Below are 15,585 nucleotides of genomic sequence, written 5' to 3'. Positions count from 1 at the left end.
CGTGTGAACGCGGCGCCCTCCGAACACCACGACGAGCGGGCGCCCTCGGCTCGCGCCCCTTCCCGAAGCCCGACTCGCCCCGATGACTTACGGAGTCACCATGCCCAAGGCCGAACAGCGGAACAGCACCGTACTGACCGACGAGGAACTGCGCACCCTGGACGCCCACTGGCGGGCCGCCAACTACCTTGCCGTCGGCCAGATCTATCTGATGGCCAACCCGCTCCTCACCGAACCCCTCACCGCCGCCCACATCAAGCCGCGGCTGCTCGGCCACTGGGGCACATCCCCGGGCCTCAACCTCGTGTACACGCACCTCAACCGGGTGATCAAGGCCCGCGGTCTCGACGCGCTGTGCGTGTGGGGGCCGGGCCACGGCGGCCCCGCGGTGCTCGCGAACTCCTGGCTGGAGGGCAGCTACAGCGAGACCTACCCGAACGTCCCGCGCGGCGCGGCGGGGATGGACCGGCTCTTCCGGCAGTTCTCGTTCCCCGGCGGAGTGCCCAGCCATGTAGCGCCGGAGACCCCGGGCTCGATCCACGAGGGCGGCGAGCTGGGCTACTCGCTCGCGCACGCGTACGGCGCCGCCTTCGACAACCCGGACCTGCTGGTCGCCTGCGTCATCGGCGACGGCGAGGCGGAGACCGGGCCGCTCGCCGCGTCCTGGCACTCCAACAAGTTCCTCGACCCGGTGCACGACGGCGCCGTGCTGCCGATCCTGCACCTCAACGGCTACAAGATCGCCAACCCGACGGTGCTCTCCCGTCTCCCTGAGTCCGAACTCGACGAACTGCTGCGCGGATACGGCCACGATCCGATCCACGTCACCAGCGACGACCCGCACCAGGTCCACCGTGCCATGGCGGACGCCTTCGACCAGGCGCTGGACCGCATCGCCCTCGCGCAGAGCACGGCCCGTGAGGGCGGCGTGACCGAGCGCGCGCTCTGGCCCATGATCGTGCTGCGCACGCCGAAGGGCTGGACGGGGCCCGCCGAGGTCGACGGCGTCCCGGTCGAGGGCACGTGGCGCGCCCATCAGGTCCCGCTGTCCGGCGTACGCGAAAACCCGGACCACCTGCGGCAGTTGGAGTCCTGGCTGCGCTCGTACCGCCCCGAGGAGCTCTTCGACGCCGACGGGCGGCCCACCGCCGACGTCCTCGCCTGCATCCCCGAGGGAACCCGCCGGCTCGGCGCCACTCCGCACGCCAACGGCGGCCTGCTCGTGCGTGATCTCCCGATGCCGTCCCTGGACCGCTTCGCCGTCCCCGTCGACAAGCCGGGCGCCACCCTGCACGAGCCCACCCGGATCCTCGGCGACCTCCTCGAACAGATCATGCGGGACACGTCGGAGAGCCGCGACTTCCGCCTTGTGGGCCCCGACGAGACCGCCTCCAACCGGCTGGAAGCCGTCTTCAACGCCAGTGGCAAGGCCTGGCAGGCGCAGACCCTCCAGGTGGACGAACACCTGGACCGGCACGGCCGGGTGATGGAGATCCTCTCCGAACACCTCTGCCAGGGCTGGCTGGAGGGGTATCTCCTCACCGGCCGGCACGGACTGTTCTCCTGCTACGAGGCGTTCGTGCACATCGTCGACTCGATGGTCAACCAGCACATCAAGTGGCTCAAGACATCGCGGGAGTTGCCGTGGCGGGCCCCGATCGCCTCCCTCAACTACCTTCTGACGTCGCATGTCTGGCGTCAGGACCACAACGGCTTCTCCCACCAGGACCCCGGGTTCGTCGACCACGTCCTCAACAAGAGCCCCGAGGTCGTACGGGTCTATCTGCCGCCGGACGCCAACACCCTGCTGTCCGTGGCGGACCACGTCCTGCGCAGCCGTGACTACGTCAACGTGATCGTCGCGGGCAAGCAGCCCTGTTTCGACTGGCTGTCCATGGACGAGGCCCGCGCCCACTGCGCCCGCGGTGCCGGGATCTGGGACTGGGCGGGCTCGTCGAACGGCGATCGGGAACCCGATGTCGTCCTCGCCTGCGCGGGCGACGTACCCACGCTGGAGATCCTGGCCGCCTCCGATCTGCTTCGCCGTCATCTGCCGGAACTCGCCGTCCGGGTCGTCAACGTCGTCGACATGACCCGGCTGCTGCCGCGCGAGGAACACCCGCACGGCATGAGCGACGCCGAGTACGACGGCCTGTTCACCACCGACAAGCCGGTGATCTTCGCCTACCACGGCTACCCCTGGCTGATCCACCGCCTCGCCTACCGCCGCACCGGCCACGCCCACCTGCACGTCCGCGGCTACAAGGAGATGGGCACCACCACCACGCCGTTCGACATGGTCGTCCGCAACGACATGGACCGTTACCGGCTCGTCATGGACGTCATCGACCGGGTCCCCGGCCTGGCAGTGCGCGCGGCGGCCGTACGCCAGTCGATGACCGACGCCCGCACCCGCCACCACGCCTGGATCCGCGAGCACGGCACCGACCTGCCCGAGGTCACCGACTGGACCTGGACGGCCTGAACACCCCTACCCCGCAAAGGAGTTCAACGCCATGACCGCACGCGTCGGCATCAACGGCTTCGGCCGCATCGGTCGCACCTACCTCCGCGCGGCCCTCGACCGGGCGGAGGCGGGCACCCAGGACGTCGAGGTGGTCGCCGTCAACGACATCGCTCCGCCCGCCACCCTGGCCCATCTCCTGGAGTACGACTCGACGTTCGGCCGCATCGGCCGCGAGGTCACCCACGACGACAGTTCGATCACCGTCGACGGCCATCGCATCGCCGTCACCGCCGAACGCGACCCGGCCGCCCTCCAATGGGCCGACTACGGCGCCGGCATCGTCATCGAGTCCACCGGGCACTTCCGCGACCGCGACTCCGCCGCACTGCACCTGAAGAGCGGCGCGCACACGGTGCTGCTCTCCGCGCCCGGCAAGAACGCGGACGCCACCATCGTCATGGGCGTCAACGACGGCACGTACGACCGCGACAGTGACCGGATCGTGTCGGCGGCCTCCTGCACCACCAACTGCGTCGCTCCGATGGTCAAGGTCCTCCACGAGACCTTCGGCATCGACCGCGGCATGATGACCACCATCCACGGTTACACCAACGACCAGTCCCTCCTGGACAGCCCGCACAAGGACCTGCGCCGGGCCCGCTCCGCGGCTCTGAGCATCATCCCGACCAGCACGGGCGCCGCCCGCGCCGTCGGCCTGGTGCTGCCGGAACTCGCGGGCACCCTGGACGGCATCGCGGTCCGCGTGCCCGTCGAGGACGGTTCGCTCACGGACCTCGCGGTGGTGCTGCGGCGCGATACGACGGTGGAAGAGGTCAACACGGCCTTCGCAGAGGCCGCGGAGGGCCCGTTGAACGGCATCCTCCGTGTGTCGAAGGCGCCCATCGTCTCCCGCGACGTCATCGGCGACCCCGCGTCCTGCGTCTTCGACCCGGCCCTGACCCAGGCGAACGGCAATCTGGTCAAGGTCTTCGGCTGGTACGACAACGAGTGGGGCTACACCAACCGGCTCCTGGACCTCACCGCACTGGTGGCCGCCGACTGACCCCGACCCCTACACCGGCGTCACCACCACCCCGCCCGGGCCCACGCCCGCACCCGCGATGTCCGCCGGGTGCGGGCGTGGGCCCGGGCGCGCGTGGCGGGACCAGGCTTTAGGGCCGACCGGCCCCCGGCGCGGCCCCGGACAGCCCATGGGATCACCTCCCGATCCGCTGGATGCTCGAAGTGTCAAAAGGCGCTGGAGGAGACCCACGATGACGCATGACACGCGCAGCCGACCCACGGTCCATGCCCTGCTCTCGGACGGCACCACCGTGTGCATACGTCCTGTGCGGCCGGGCGATCACGACCAACTGCGGGAGCTCTACGAGGAGATGTCCGCGGAGAGTCTGCGGCTGCGGTTCTTCGCGGCGAGCCCGCGTTCCGCCGCGATGGCCGCCGACCGGGCCTGTGCGCCGCCCCGCCCCGGATACCGGGCGCTGCTGGCCGAGTCGAAGGACCGGGTGATCGGCCTGGCCGAGTACGAGGTCGGCGACGACGCGCCCACGGCCGAGCTCTCCATCGCGGTGGCCGACGGACTGCACCACCGGGGCGTCGGCACCCTCCTGGTCGAGCACCTGGTCTCCGCCGCCCGCGCGGACGGCATCACCAGGTTCACGGCCGACGCGCTCTCCGAGAACCACGAAGTGCTCCGGCTCTTCGCCGACCTGGGCCTGCGCACCGCACGCCGGTTCGAGGGCCCGGAGGTGCGGTGCGCCATCGAACTGGACGAGGAGGACGACGCCTACCTCTCCGCCGTCGAGGCACGCGGCCGGGCCGCCGACGTGGCCAGCCTGGAGCCGCTGCTGCGACCGGACGCGATCGCGGTGGTCGGTGCCGGGCGCAGGCCGGGGTCGGTCGGGCGGGCTCTCCTGCACCACCTGCACACCGGCGGCTTCACCCGTCGGCTCTTCGCGGTGAACCCCCGTGCCACCTCGATCCTCGGCGTGCCGTCCTACCCCTCGGTCAGCGCGCTGCCCAAGGTCCCGGATCTCGCGGTCCTCGCGGTGCCCGCGGCAGCCCTCCCCGACACCGCGGAGGAGTGCGGCAAGGCCGGGGTGCGGGCACTGCTCGTCGTCTCGGCCGGCCTCGACAGCCGGCAGGCGGAAGCCCTCATGGCCGCCTGCCGCACGTACGGCATGCGGCTCGCCGGACCCAACTGCCTCGGCATCACCAACACCGACCCGGCGCTCTCCCTCGACGCGACCTTCGCGGCGGATCATCCGCGCCCCGGCACGGCGGGCGTCGCCGTGCAGTCCGGCGGCGTCGGCATCGCCCTGCTCGACGGCCTGTCCCGGCTCGGTATCGGTGTCTCGTCCTTCGCCTCGCTCGGCGACAAGTACGACGTCAGCGGCAACGACATGCTCCAGTGGTGGGAGAGCGACGACCGCACCGACCTCGCCCTGCTGCACCTGGAGTCCTTCGGCAACCCGCGGGCGTTCTCCCGTACCGCCCGGCGCGTGACCCGCCGTATGCCGGTGCTGACCGTCGACGCGGGCCGCACCGACGTCGGCCGTCGCGCCGCCGCCTCGCACACCGCCGCCGCCGCGACCCCGACCATGACCCGGCAGGCGCTGTTCACCCAGGCCGGCATCACCGCCACCCGCTCGGTGGGCGAACTCCTCGAAGTCGCCGCCCTGTTGCACTCCCAGCCACTGCCGGCCGGGACCCGCGTGGCGATCGTCACCAACGCGGGCGGCGCGGGAGTCCTGGCCGCGGACGCCTGCGCGGAGGCGGGTCTTTCGCTTCCGCCACTCACCCCCTCGCTGGTCGAAAGCCTGTCCGCCGTACTGCCCGACGGTGCCACCGCGGGCAACCCCGTCGACGTCACCGCCGCCGTCACGGAGGAGCAACTCGGGGACTGTGTGGACCGGATCATGCGGCACCCGGGTATCGACGCCGTCCTGCTGGCCCTCGTGCCCACGGCCGTCGCGGCCGCGACCGGCGACGACCTCGTGCGGGCCGTCACCCGCGGCCCCGCACGCCGCGCCCTTCCGGTCGCCGTCGTACGCCTGGAGCAGGACCTGCCCGTCAGGCTGCTGCCGGCCACCCAGGGCGGCGCGATCCCCTCGTACGCCGAACCCGGCGCGGCGGCAGGTGCGTTGGCCCACGCCGCTCGCCGCGCGGCCTGGCTGGGCCGGACGGCGGGCACGAACCCGGAGCTCGCGGAGGTCGACACGGCCCGGGCCCGCGCGGTCGCCGAGACGTACCTCGCCGCCCACCCGGACGGCGGCTGGCTCGACCCGCGCACCTGCGCCGAACTCCTCACCTGCTACGGCATTCCCCAACTCCCGTGGTCCTGGGCGCAGACGGAGGACGACGCCGTCATCGCGGCCGAACGGCTGCGCGGCCCCGACGGCCGGGTGGTCATGAAGGCCCACTGGCCCGGCCAGCTCCACAAGAGCGAACAGCACGCCGTGCACCTCGATCTCGAAGGGGAAGCCCAGGTCCGGGCCGCCTTCCGGGACTTCGAGAGCCGGTTCGCCGGCCTGATGACCGGGGCGGTCGTCCAGCCCCTGGCCGCGCGCGGCACCGAACTGTTCGCGGGAGTCGTGCAGGACGAGGTCTTCGGCCCGCTCGTACTGTTCGGGCTCGGCGGCACCGCGACCGAGGTCCTGGCCGACCACGCCGCCCGCCTCGCACCGCTGACCGACCACGACGTCCACGACCTGATCACCGCACCGCGCTGCGCACCGCTCCTGTTCGGGGCACACGGCAGCGGACCCGTCGACCTCGCAGGCCTGGAACAGATGCTCCTGCGGCTGTCCCGCATGGCGGGCGACCTGCCGCAGCTCGCCGAAGCCGACTTCAACCCCGTCCTCGCGACGCCTGACGCGGTCACCGTGCTCGACGCGCGCGTCCGCCTGCTGCCGCGCAGGACCCAGCACCCCTATCTGCGCCGACTGCGCTGAGGAGGAACCAGATGAAGCACGACAAGGTCGGATCCGTCATGGTGACGGAGGTCGTCCGGGCGCTGTACGGCACCCCGTTCAAAGAGGTGGCCCGGCTGCTCGCCGAGCACCGGATCAGCGGACTGCCGGTGATCGACGAGGACGAGAAGGTCATCGGGGTGATCTCCGAGACCGACCTCATGGTCAGGCAGGCGCGGACACCCGGCCCGGGCAGGCCGAAGCGGCGCTTCCGGCTCGCCGAACTGACCCACGCCGCTCGTGGGCAGGCCGCGAAGGCGCACGCCCGTACCGCCGGACAGCTGATGTCCGTTCCGCCGGTCACCGTCCGCGCCGACAACACCATCGCCGAGGCCGCCCGGACCATGACACGGAGCCGGGTGGAGCGGCTGCCGGTGGTGGACGAGGAGGACCGGCTCGTCGGCATCGTCACCCGCCGCGATCAGATCCAGGTCTTCCTGCAGCCCGACGGCGAGATCCGCCGCGAGGTGATCGACGAGGTGCTGGTCCGCTCGCTGTGGCTGGCGCCGACGAGCGTGGAGGTCGGTGTGGACGAAGGGGTCGTGACGCTCGCGGGCCATGTGGAGCGCAGGAGCGAGGCGGAGATCGCCCTCGCCATGACCAACCGCGTCGACGGCGTCGTCGCGGTGATCGACGAACTCACCTACCGGCTCGACGACTCGCACCTGAGGCCGGACGAGCCCGCCATGCACGGTGTGTGACCGGACGATGACCGAGAAGGCCCCTGAGAGGAGGCGCACCGTCATGCTGAGCAACGTGCTGGTTGCCTACGGAACGACGAACGGTTCGACCGCGCGGATCGCCGAGACCATCGCCGAAGTCCTGCGCAGGGAGGGACTGTCGGCCGAGGCGGTTCCTGCCCGGTCCGTGACGAACGTGGAGCCCTACGACGCGGTGGTGGTCGGTGGCGGGCTGTACGCCGGGCGCTGGCACCGGGACGCCCGCCGCTTCGTCCGCCGTCACGGCCGCGCGCTGGCCGGGCGCCCGCTGTGGTTCTTCAGCAGCGGCCCGCTCGACGCCACGGCCTCGGAACGGGACATCCCGCCCGTGCCCGGTGTGCGACGGGCCATGGTCCGTCTCGATGCCGGGGAACACATGACGTTCGGGGGCTGTCTCGAGGAGGGAGCGACAGGATTCATCGCCCGGAAGATCGTCTCCTCCGGAAAGGGCGGGGACTTCCGCGACTTCGCGCAGATCGAGGAATGGGCCACGCGGATCGGCGCCGAGTCCACGGCCGAGCCGCAGAGGGCCTGAACCATGCGGGCTTGATCTCCCGTCCCCGATCGAAGGAGTGGTCCGCGCCGCCGGGATGCGAGTCTGTCCTGGGTCCGCTCGATGGTGATGCCGAGGGCCTGCGGACAGTACGGTGAGGGCAGGGGAACGGGTTCGAACCGCCTTGTCTGCTGTGTCGGTCGGAGGAAGTCATGAGCGGGGACGGACGCGGCGGTTCCGGGGAGTATGTGCCCAAGCTGCGGCTCGATGAACTGCTGGGCGAGCTGCAGGTGCGCATCGACGCGGTCCGCGGTACCCGCGACCGCCTGCACAGCCTGCTGGAGGCGGTCCTCTCGGTCGGACGGGAACTCGACCTGCCGCAGGTGCTGCGCAGCATCGTCGAGTCCGCCGTGGTGCTGGTGGACGCCGAGTACGGAGCGCTGGGTGTGATCGGCGGCGACCAGAAGCTGTCCGAGTTCCTGACCGTCGGCATAGGCGAGGAGGGGCGGTCCGAGATCGGGGCGCTGCCCAGCGGGCACGGACTCCTCGGAGAGCTGATCCGGCACCCGGTGCCACTGCGGCTGCCGGAGCTGTCGGAGCACACGGCGTCGTACGGCTTCCCGGCCAACCATCCGCCGATGCGCTCCTTCCTCGGCGTACCGATCCGGGTGCGCGACGAGGTGTTCGGAAACCTCTACCTCACCGAGAAGCGCAGCGCCAGGGAATTCGACGCGGAGGACGAGTCCGTCCTGTCGACGCTGGCGGTGGCCGCCGGAGTGGCCATCGAGAACGCCCGGCTGTACGAGGAGACCATGCTGCGCGAGCGCTGGCAGCGGGCCAGCGGGAGGGTCACCAGCATGCTCCTGACCGGTGCGCCGAGCGCGGAAGTGATGGAACTGATCGTCGACGAGGCCCGGAAGATCGTCTCCGCCGACATGGGACTGATCGCGGAGCGCGTACCGGGCGAGGAGACCCTGCGGCCGGCCCTGGCGGTCGGCCTGGGCAGGGAGCAACGCAGCGGTCTGGTGCTGTCCGCGCGGGACGGTTTCGTCGGAGCGGCACTCGGCGCGAAGGCGCCGGTGGTCAGCGCCGACATCGAGCACGACGCACGCACGGGCGAGGGCGAGGCCCAATGGGCCGGGCTCGGCCCCGTGGCCGCGGTGCCGCTAGGCGCCGGGGGGAAGGCGCGGGGCGTGCTGCTGCTGGGGCGCGTGCCGGGCGGTACGCGGTTCGGCGACGTGGACACCGGGCCGCTGCTCGGGTTCGCCGACCAGGCGGCGCTGGCCCTGGAGCTGGCCGAGCGGCGCCGGGACGCGGATCAGATCACCTTGCTCCAGGACCGGGACCGCATCGCCCGCGACCTCCATGACCTCGCCATCCAGCGGCTCTTCGCGGCCGGTATGACCCTGCAGAGCACCCAGCGCTTCATGGAACACCCCGAGGGCATGGAGCGGCTGATACGGACCGTCGACGACCTCGACGACACCATCAAGATCATTCGGTCCACGATCTTCGGGCTGCGCACCCACGGCGGGGGTGGACGGGAGAGCGACGGTTTGCGCGGCCGGGTGTCCGAGGCGGTGAGGGCCTCGGGCGCGTCACTGGGATTCCCGCCCGCGCTGCGCATCGAGGGGCTCGTCGAGACCGATGTCCCCGGCGATGTCGCCGACCACGCGGTCGCGGTGCTCGGCGAGGCGCTCAGCAACGCGGCCCGGCACTCCGGAGCACAGGCGGTGGACGTGCGGCTTCAGTGCGCCAGGGGCGAGTTGACGCTCACGGTGACCGACGACGGCCGCGGGGTGCCGGGTGACGCCGGGCGCAGCGGGCTGAAGAACATCGAGGAGCGGGCCGTCACCCTCGGCGGAACGCTGACGCTCGGCGAACGGCCGGAGGGCGGCGGAACACGGCTGGTGTGGCGGGTTCCCGTGACCGCGGACCGTGCCGCGGACGGGGGCTGACCGCAGAAGGGCGCCGCCCCGCGGCAGGCCCGGACAGCAGGGCGGGCCCGGACGGCGGGGCGGGGCGGACTCAGCGCGTCGGATGGCCGGGGGAGTCGGGCCGTTCGAGATGGCTGGCCAGGACCGCCGCCTGGACGCGGCGCTGGACGCCGAGTTTGGCCAGCAGCCGGGAGATGTGGTTCTTCACCGTCTTCTCCGACAGGTAGAGCTTCTTGCCGATCTCGCGGTTGGTGAGCCCGTCCCCGATGAGCGCGAGGATGTCCCGCTCGCGGGGCGACAGGCCGGCGAGCTCGGGTGCGAGTGCGGGCGCCTCGGCGGGGTCCGCGCGCAGGGAGCGCATCAGGCGGGCGGTCGTCGTGGGGTCCAGCATCGACTGGCCGGAGGCGACCGTGCGGACCGCCGCGACCAGGTCGGAGCCTCTGATCTGCTTGAGCACATAGCCCGCCGCCCCGGCCATGATCGCGTCGAGCAGGGCCTCCTCGTCGTCGAACGACGTCAGCATCAGACAGGCCAGCTCCGGCATCCGGCTGCGCAGCTCGCGGCAGACACCGATCCCGTCACCGTCCGGCAGACGTACGTCGAGGACGGCCACGTCCGGGCGCAGCGCCGGCCCGCGCACCAGCGCGTGCTCGGCGCTGCCCGCGTCACCGACCACCGAGATGTCCGGCTCGGAGTCCAGCAGGTCGGTGAGACCGCGTCGTACGACCTCGTGGTCATCCAGCAGGAAGACCCGGATCGGGTTCTGCTCCGTGAAGGTACGCGCCTCGGCCATGACGATCCCTCGTTCGCTGGTGGACCACAGACCACACGACGACTGTGTGACTGTGATGACGATCGTCACCCCTGTGAAGCGGATGCACCAGGGCCGACCGGCCCAATCCGGCGACGGCCCTCGGTTCGGCCGCCGTCACTGCTCCGGGCGGCGAGCCGGGCCCGTGAGCTCGCACTCCACGCCCACCACACCCTCGACGGCCCGCACCAGGCGTGCGGCCACGGGCACCAGAGAGGTGTCCCTGACGCGCCCGGCGAGTGTGACGACCCCCTCCTCGACCCGCACACGGACAAGCGAGTACGACGCGGGGAACAGATAGGACACGACTTCCCTGCGGACCTCCTCGGCGACTTCCTCGTCGTCCCGCAGGAACACCTTCAGGAGGTCACCGCGGCTGACGATGCCTTCCAGCCCGCCGGCGTCGTCGACGACGGGGAGCCGCTTGACCTTGGCGCGCGCCATGGTGCGGGCGGCCTGCGCGAGGGTCACGTTCGCGCGGACGGTCAGGGCGGGCGACGTCATCAGTTCCTCGGCGGTCACGGCGTCGGCCTTGGCGAGATCGGAGAAGCGCCGCAACTGTGTGTAGCCGTCCGGGTCGGCGTCGCGGAACTCCTCCTTGTACAGCAGGTCGGCCTCGGAGACGACGCCGACCACCCGGCCCTCGTTCTGACCCGCGCCCTCCAGCACGGGCAGGGCACTGACCTTCCACTCCTCCATGAGCCGCACGATCTCCTTGAAGTCGGCCCTGCGGCCGATGGAGGCGACGGTGTGGGTCATCACGTCGCTCACGATGTGCGGGGTGCCGTGCACGGTGACTCCTTGGTCGGTTCCGACGATTCCCTCGTGGCCGGGTCAGCGGGAGTTGCCGCTGCCGTAGGGCGCGTACACGTCCAGCAAGCGGGTTCTCGCCGACCGCAGCCGACGGGCGACGACGTCTCCCACCCACTGGGTCACCGCCATTCCCAGCACGGGATCGGCCCGGCACATGGCCCCTACCGCCTCGGCGTCGAACTCGTAGGCGCGCACCGGACTCGTCGTCTCGGCGCCCAGACACCAGGCGTGCGGTCCGAACAGCCAGGACCAGCCGACGAGTTCGTTGTGCCCGAGCGTCTCGATGACGGCTGCCCGGCGGCCGGGCACGTGCATGTCGAGGGCGATCGTGCCGGTACGGATGATCCAGAACCGGTCGGCGCGCCCGCCCTCCTTGAAGAGACGGGTGCCCTGCGGGATGGACACCTCGCGGGCGAGCCGCATCAGCCGCTCGCGGTGCTCGACGGGCAACGCCCGCAGCATGGTGGATGTAGGGGAAGCGTTCATGGTCCTGCCTCTTCCTGGGAGCGCGACCCTGCCGACTCCAATCTCTTCCCGTCCCCCCTCCTCCGCCATGGGCCACCCGGCCCCCGGGCCGGGCCGCATGGATCGGCCAAGGAGGCCGGCAAGAGGCCGCGCCGTGCGGGAGGCGCCCGGTCGTGCACGGGCGGGACAGCATCAGGGCCGAAGGGCCCCTCGCAGGGGCCTGCCCGGCCTCTGCGCCGCGGCTCGTTCCGGTACCAGGCTCGAGGGAGGAAGAGAACCCACGGGCAGCAACGCTGGAGGTACGGATCATGCTTCGACACGTCACCGCGGGGATCGACGGGTCTCCCGAAAGCCTGGCCGCCGCGCACTGGGCGGCCAGGGAAGCGGCGCGCCGGGGCGCCGCGCTGCGTCTGGTGCATGCCTGGGAGTGGCATCCGCGTCCGGCCCCGTCCGTGCCCGCGGACATGTCCCAACGTGCCCTGGCCGAGGACCTGTCGGCGCGGGCGGCGGACAGCGTGCGCGCCGCGCACCCGGGACTGCAGGTCATCGACCAGGCGGTGGCGGACTCGCCGGTCTCAGCCCTTTCGAGGGCGGCCGAGCAGGCTGAGCTGCTGGTCCTCGGTTCCCGTGGATTCGGCGGCGTCGCGGGATTCCTGATGGGGTCGGTGTCGCAGCGGGTCATCGCCAGGGCATCCCGTCCCGTGGTGCTGGTGAGGGTGGGCGGCAGCGCCGCCGACGAGCACTTCTCGGCACCGGACGGCATCTCCCCCGACGAGATACCCGGGATCCCGTACCGCGATGTCGTGCTCGGTCTCGACACCGGCCGGCCCTGCGAGGAACTGATCGAGTTCGCCTTCGATGTCGCCGGGCGCCGGGCCTCCTCACTGCGCGTGATCCACACCTTCAGCGCTGCCCCGTCCATCGCCGAGGCGGACGCGCTCGTCCCGATGAGGGGCCCGGAGCTGCTCGCGGAGCACGAGCACGCCGTGACCGCCGCGCTGCGCCCCTGGCGCGAGAAGTTCCCCGAGGTCACCGTCGCCGAGAGCGTCACCGAAGGACGCGCGGCCGACGAGCTGATCAGCGCCTCGGCCGGTGCGGCCCTCGTCGTGGTGGGACGCCGGACGCGTGAAGCCCGTCTCGGCACCCACATCGGCCCCGTCGCAAACGCGGCGCTGCATCACGCGCCCTGCCCCGTCGCCGTCGTCCCGCACGCCTGAACGAGCCCGGAGGGTGAGACAGATGACCAGGTACGTGTACGCGTTCGCCGAGGGCGGCCGTGAGATGGCGGACGTTCTCGGCGGCAAGGGGGCGAACCTCGCGGAGATGACCCGGCTGGGACTGCCCGTACCCCCTGGCTTCACCGTTACCACCCGCGCCTGCCGGGAGTACCTGGCCACCGGCGCGCAACCCGAGGAGCTCGGCGCCCAGATCGCCCACGCCCTGACCGAGTTGGAGCGCCGGATCGGCCGCGAGCTGGGCGGGCAGGACAACCCGCTGCTCCTGTCCGTGCGCTCGGGCAGCAAGTTCTCGATGCCCGGGATGATGGAGACGATCCTCGACATCGGCCTCGGCGACGAGTCCGTCCTCGCGCTGGCCAAGGCCACCGGCAGCGAGCGCTTCGCGTGGGACTCCTACCGCCGGCTTCTCCAGATGTACGGCCGTACCGTCCTCGGCATCTCTCCGGAGCTGTTCGACCGGCACGGACCCACCGACGACCCCGCCCAGCTCGTCGAGGACTTCAAGACCGTGATCCGGGACGCGACCGGTGAGGAGTTCCCGCAGGACCCGGCCGAGCAGCTGCACCGCGCGATCGGGGCGGTCTTCCGCTCCTGGAACAGTGAGCGCGCCCGCCTGTACCGCAGCCGCGAGCACATCCCCGACGACCTGGGCACCGCCGTCAACATCCAGGTCATGGTCTTCGGCAACCTCGGCCCGACCACCACGTCCAGAGGCAGCGGCACCGGCGTCGCCTTCACCCGCGACCCGGCGACCGGCGCCCGTGGCGTCTACGGCGACTATCTGCCCGACGCCCAGGGCGAGGACGTCGTCGCCGGCATCCGCAACGCCGTACCGCTCGCCGAACTGGACCGCCTCGACCCGGCCTCGTACCGGCAGCTCCTCGCTCACATGCGGACCCTTGAACATCAGTACCGCGACCTGTGCGACATCGAGTTCACCGTCGAGCGAGGCACGCTCTGGATGCTCCAGACCCGGGTCGGCAAGCGCACCGCCGAGGCCGCGTTCCGCATCGCCGAGGCGCTCGTCGACGAAAAGGTGATCGACGAGGACGAGGCGCTGGCCCGCGTCGGCGGGGCGCAGCTCGCCCGGCTGATGTTCCCCCGTTTCGAAGCACACGCGGACACGAAACCACTGGCGCACGGCGTCCCCGCCTCGCCCGGCGCGGCCGTCGGCGCGATCGTCTTCGACTCGGCGGAGGCCGTACGCCGCGCCGCGGCCGGGGAGAAGGTGATCCTCGTACGCCGCGAGACCACTCCCGACGATCTGCCCGGGATGATCGCCGCCGAGGCCGTGCTGACCAGCCGCGGAGGCAAGACGAGCCATGCGGCCGTGGTGGCGCGCGGCATGGGCAAGGTCTGTGTGTGCGGGGCCGAGCAGCTGACGGTGAATGTCGGGGCTCGGACGCTCACCGCACCCGGCCCGACCGTGCTGGCAGAGGGCACGGTGGTCTCCGTGGACGGCACGGCGGGCACGGTCCATTTCGGCGCGCTGCCGCTGGCCGACTCGCCGGTCGGCCGCTTCCTGGACACCGGAGAGCGGGACGGCGTGCTGACCGACGCTGTGGCCCGTACCCTCGAACACGCCGACTCCGTACGGCGACTGGGAGTGCGTGCCAACGCCGACACTCCCGAGGACGCTGCGCGCGCCCGCCGCTACGGAGCCGAGGGCATCGGTCTGTGCCGGACCGAGCACATGTTCCTCGGTGAGCGGCGGAGCCTCGTCGAGGCGATGATCCTGGCCGAGGACGAGGCGGAGCGGCGTGCCGCCCTGGACGCACTGTTGCCGCTCCAGCGGGCCGACTTCACCGGAATCCTGGCCGCGATGGACGGACTGCCGGTGACGATCCGCCTCATCGACCCGCCTCTTAACGAGTTCCTGCCCGACCGCACCGAACTCGCCGTACGCGTCGCCACCCACCCGACCGACCGCGACCGACGCCTGCTGGCGGCCGTCGAGCGGATGCACGAGAGCAACCCGATGCTGGGGCTGCGCGGAGTGCGTCTCGGACTCGTCGTCCCGGGTCTGGTCGAGATGCAGGTACGGGCGATCGCCGAGGCCGTCGCGGAACGGCTGCGGCTGGGCGGAGACCCTCAGGCCGAGATAATGGTTCCGCTGGTCGGCGCGCTCGAGGAACTGCGGATCGTGCGGGGGACGGCGGAACGCGTGCTGGCCGAGGTGTCGGACGCCTCCGGGCTCACGGTCCACTGCCCCATCGGCACGATGATCGAACTGCCCCGTGCCGCGCTGACCGCCGGCCGTATCGCCGAGGCCGCCGACTTCTTCTCCTTCGGCACCAACGACCTGACCCAGACCGCCTGGGGCCTGTCCCGCGACGACGCCGAAGCGTCCTTCATCCCCGCCTACCTGGCCCAGGGCATCCTCGCCGCCTCGCCCTTCGAGACCCTCGACCGCGACGGCGTCGGCCGCCTGGTCCGCATCGCCGTCGAGGAGGGCCGCGCCACGAAGCCCGGCCTGAAGACCGGGGTCTGCGGCGAACACGGCGGCGACCCCGACTCCATCCACTTCTTCCACGACACCGGTCTCGACTACGTCTCCTGCTCGCCGTTCCGCGTCCCGGCCGCCCGCCTCGAAGCGGGCCGAGCCGCCCTCACGAACCGGGCCGACGGCACGTCGGCCGCCACCTAGACAGCA

11 protein-coding genes are annotated in these 15,585 nt (G+C 71.7%); 8 read left to right on the top strand and 3 right to left on the bottom strand.

Annotated features, from left to right (window positions below; translation table 11 throughout):
- Positions 1–100 precede the first annotated feature (100 nt).
- The 6 genes from ACIBLC_RS12395 (at position 101) to ACIBLC_RS12370 (ending at position 9,626) form a co-directional block, all read left to right on the top strand.
- Complete coding sequence (locus tag ACIBLC_RS12395) at positions 101–2,485, top strand: phosphoketolase (protein ID WP_399210801.1); 2,385 nt, start codon at positions 101–103, stop codon at positions 2,483–2,485.
- A 31-nt stretch (positions 2,486–2,516) separates the two neighbouring features.
- On the top strand, positions 2,517–3,530 hold the full coding sequence (gene gap, locus ACIBLC_RS12390) for a type I glyceraldehyde-3-phosphate dehydrogenase (RefSeq protein ID WP_399210800.1): 1,014 nt from the start codon (positions 2,517–2,519) through the stop codon (positions 3,528–3,530).
- A 211-nt stretch (positions 3,531–3,741) separates the two neighbouring features.
- Entirely contained in the window at positions 3,742–6,438 is a 2,697-nt protein-coding gene (locus ACIBLC_RS12385; RefSeq protein ID WP_399210799.1) for a GNAT family N-acetyltransferase, read from the top strand.
- Positions 6,439–6,449: 11 nt separating this feature from the next.
- Positions 6,450–7,157 (top strand): CBS domain-containing protein, encoded by a 708-nt coding sequence (locus ACIBLC_RS12380; protein ID WP_399210798.1) that lies wholly within the window; start codon positions 6,450–6,452, stop codon positions 7,155–7,157.
- 43 nt (positions 7,158–7,200) lie between these two features.
- Positions 7,201–7,710, top strand: coding sequence for a flavodoxin domain-containing protein (locus ACIBLC_RS12375; protein ID WP_399210797.1), 510 nt, complete (start codon positions 7,201–7,203; stop codon positions 7,708–7,710).
- A gap of 170 nt (positions 7,711–7,880) precedes the next feature.
- Positions 7,881–9,626, top strand: coding sequence for a GAF domain-containing protein (locus tag ACIBLC_RS12370; protein WP_399210796.1), 1,746 nt, complete (start codon positions 7,881–7,883; stop codon positions 9,624–9,626).
- 70 nt (positions 9,627–9,696) lie between these two features.
- Here ACIBLC_RS12370 and ACIBLC_RS12365 read toward each other — a convergent pair whose 3' ends face one another.
- The 3 genes from ACIBLC_RS12365 to ACIBLC_RS12355 all read right to left on the bottom strand — a co-directional run bounded on the left by ACIBLC_RS12365 (position 9,697) and on the right by ACIBLC_RS12355 (position 11,715).
- Positions 9,697–10,398 (bottom strand): response regulator, encoded by a 702-nt coding sequence (locus ACIBLC_RS12365; RefSeq protein ID WP_399210795.1) that lies wholly within the window; start codon positions 10,396–10,398, stop codon positions 9,697–9,699.
- Positions 10,399–10,533: 135 nt separating this feature from the next.
- Positions 10,534–11,208, bottom strand: coding sequence for a CBS domain-containing protein (locus tag ACIBLC_RS12360; protein ID WP_399210794.1), 675 nt, complete (start codon positions 11,206–11,208; stop codon positions 10,534–10,536).
- A 42-nt stretch (positions 11,209–11,250) separates the two neighbouring features.
- On the bottom strand, positions 11,251–11,715 hold the full coding sequence (locus tag ACIBLC_RS12355) for a cyclic nucleotide-binding domain-containing protein (RefSeq protein ID WP_399210792.1): 465 nt from the start codon (positions 11,713–11,715) through the stop codon (positions 11,251–11,253).
- 287 nt (positions 11,716–12,002) lie between these two features.
- Between ACIBLC_RS12355 and ACIBLC_RS12350 the strand changes: the two genes are divergently transcribed.
- Together ACIBLC_RS12350 and ppdK are read left to right on the top strand one after the other, a co-directional pair.
- Positions 12,003–12,911, top strand: a complete 909-nt coding sequence (locus ACIBLC_RS12350) for a universal stress protein (RefSeq protein WP_399210791.1) — start codon at positions 12,003–12,005, stop codon at positions 12,909–12,911.
- 22 nt (positions 12,912–12,933) lie between these two features.
- Complete coding sequence (gene ppdK / locus ACIBLC_RS12345; RefSeq protein WP_399210790.1) at positions 12,934–15,579, top strand: pyruvate, phosphate dikinase; 2,646 nt, start codon at positions 12,934–12,936, stop codon at positions 15,577–15,579.
- The last annotated feature ends 6 nt before the right edge of the window (positions 15,580–15,585 follow it).

The organism is Streptomyces sp. NPDC050535 (genome assembly GCF_044457665.1).
Lineage (GTDB): Bacteria > Actinomycetota > Actinomycetes > Streptomycetales > Streptomycetaceae > Streptomyces.
This window is presented reverse-complemented; position numbering and strand designations above follow the sequence as displayed.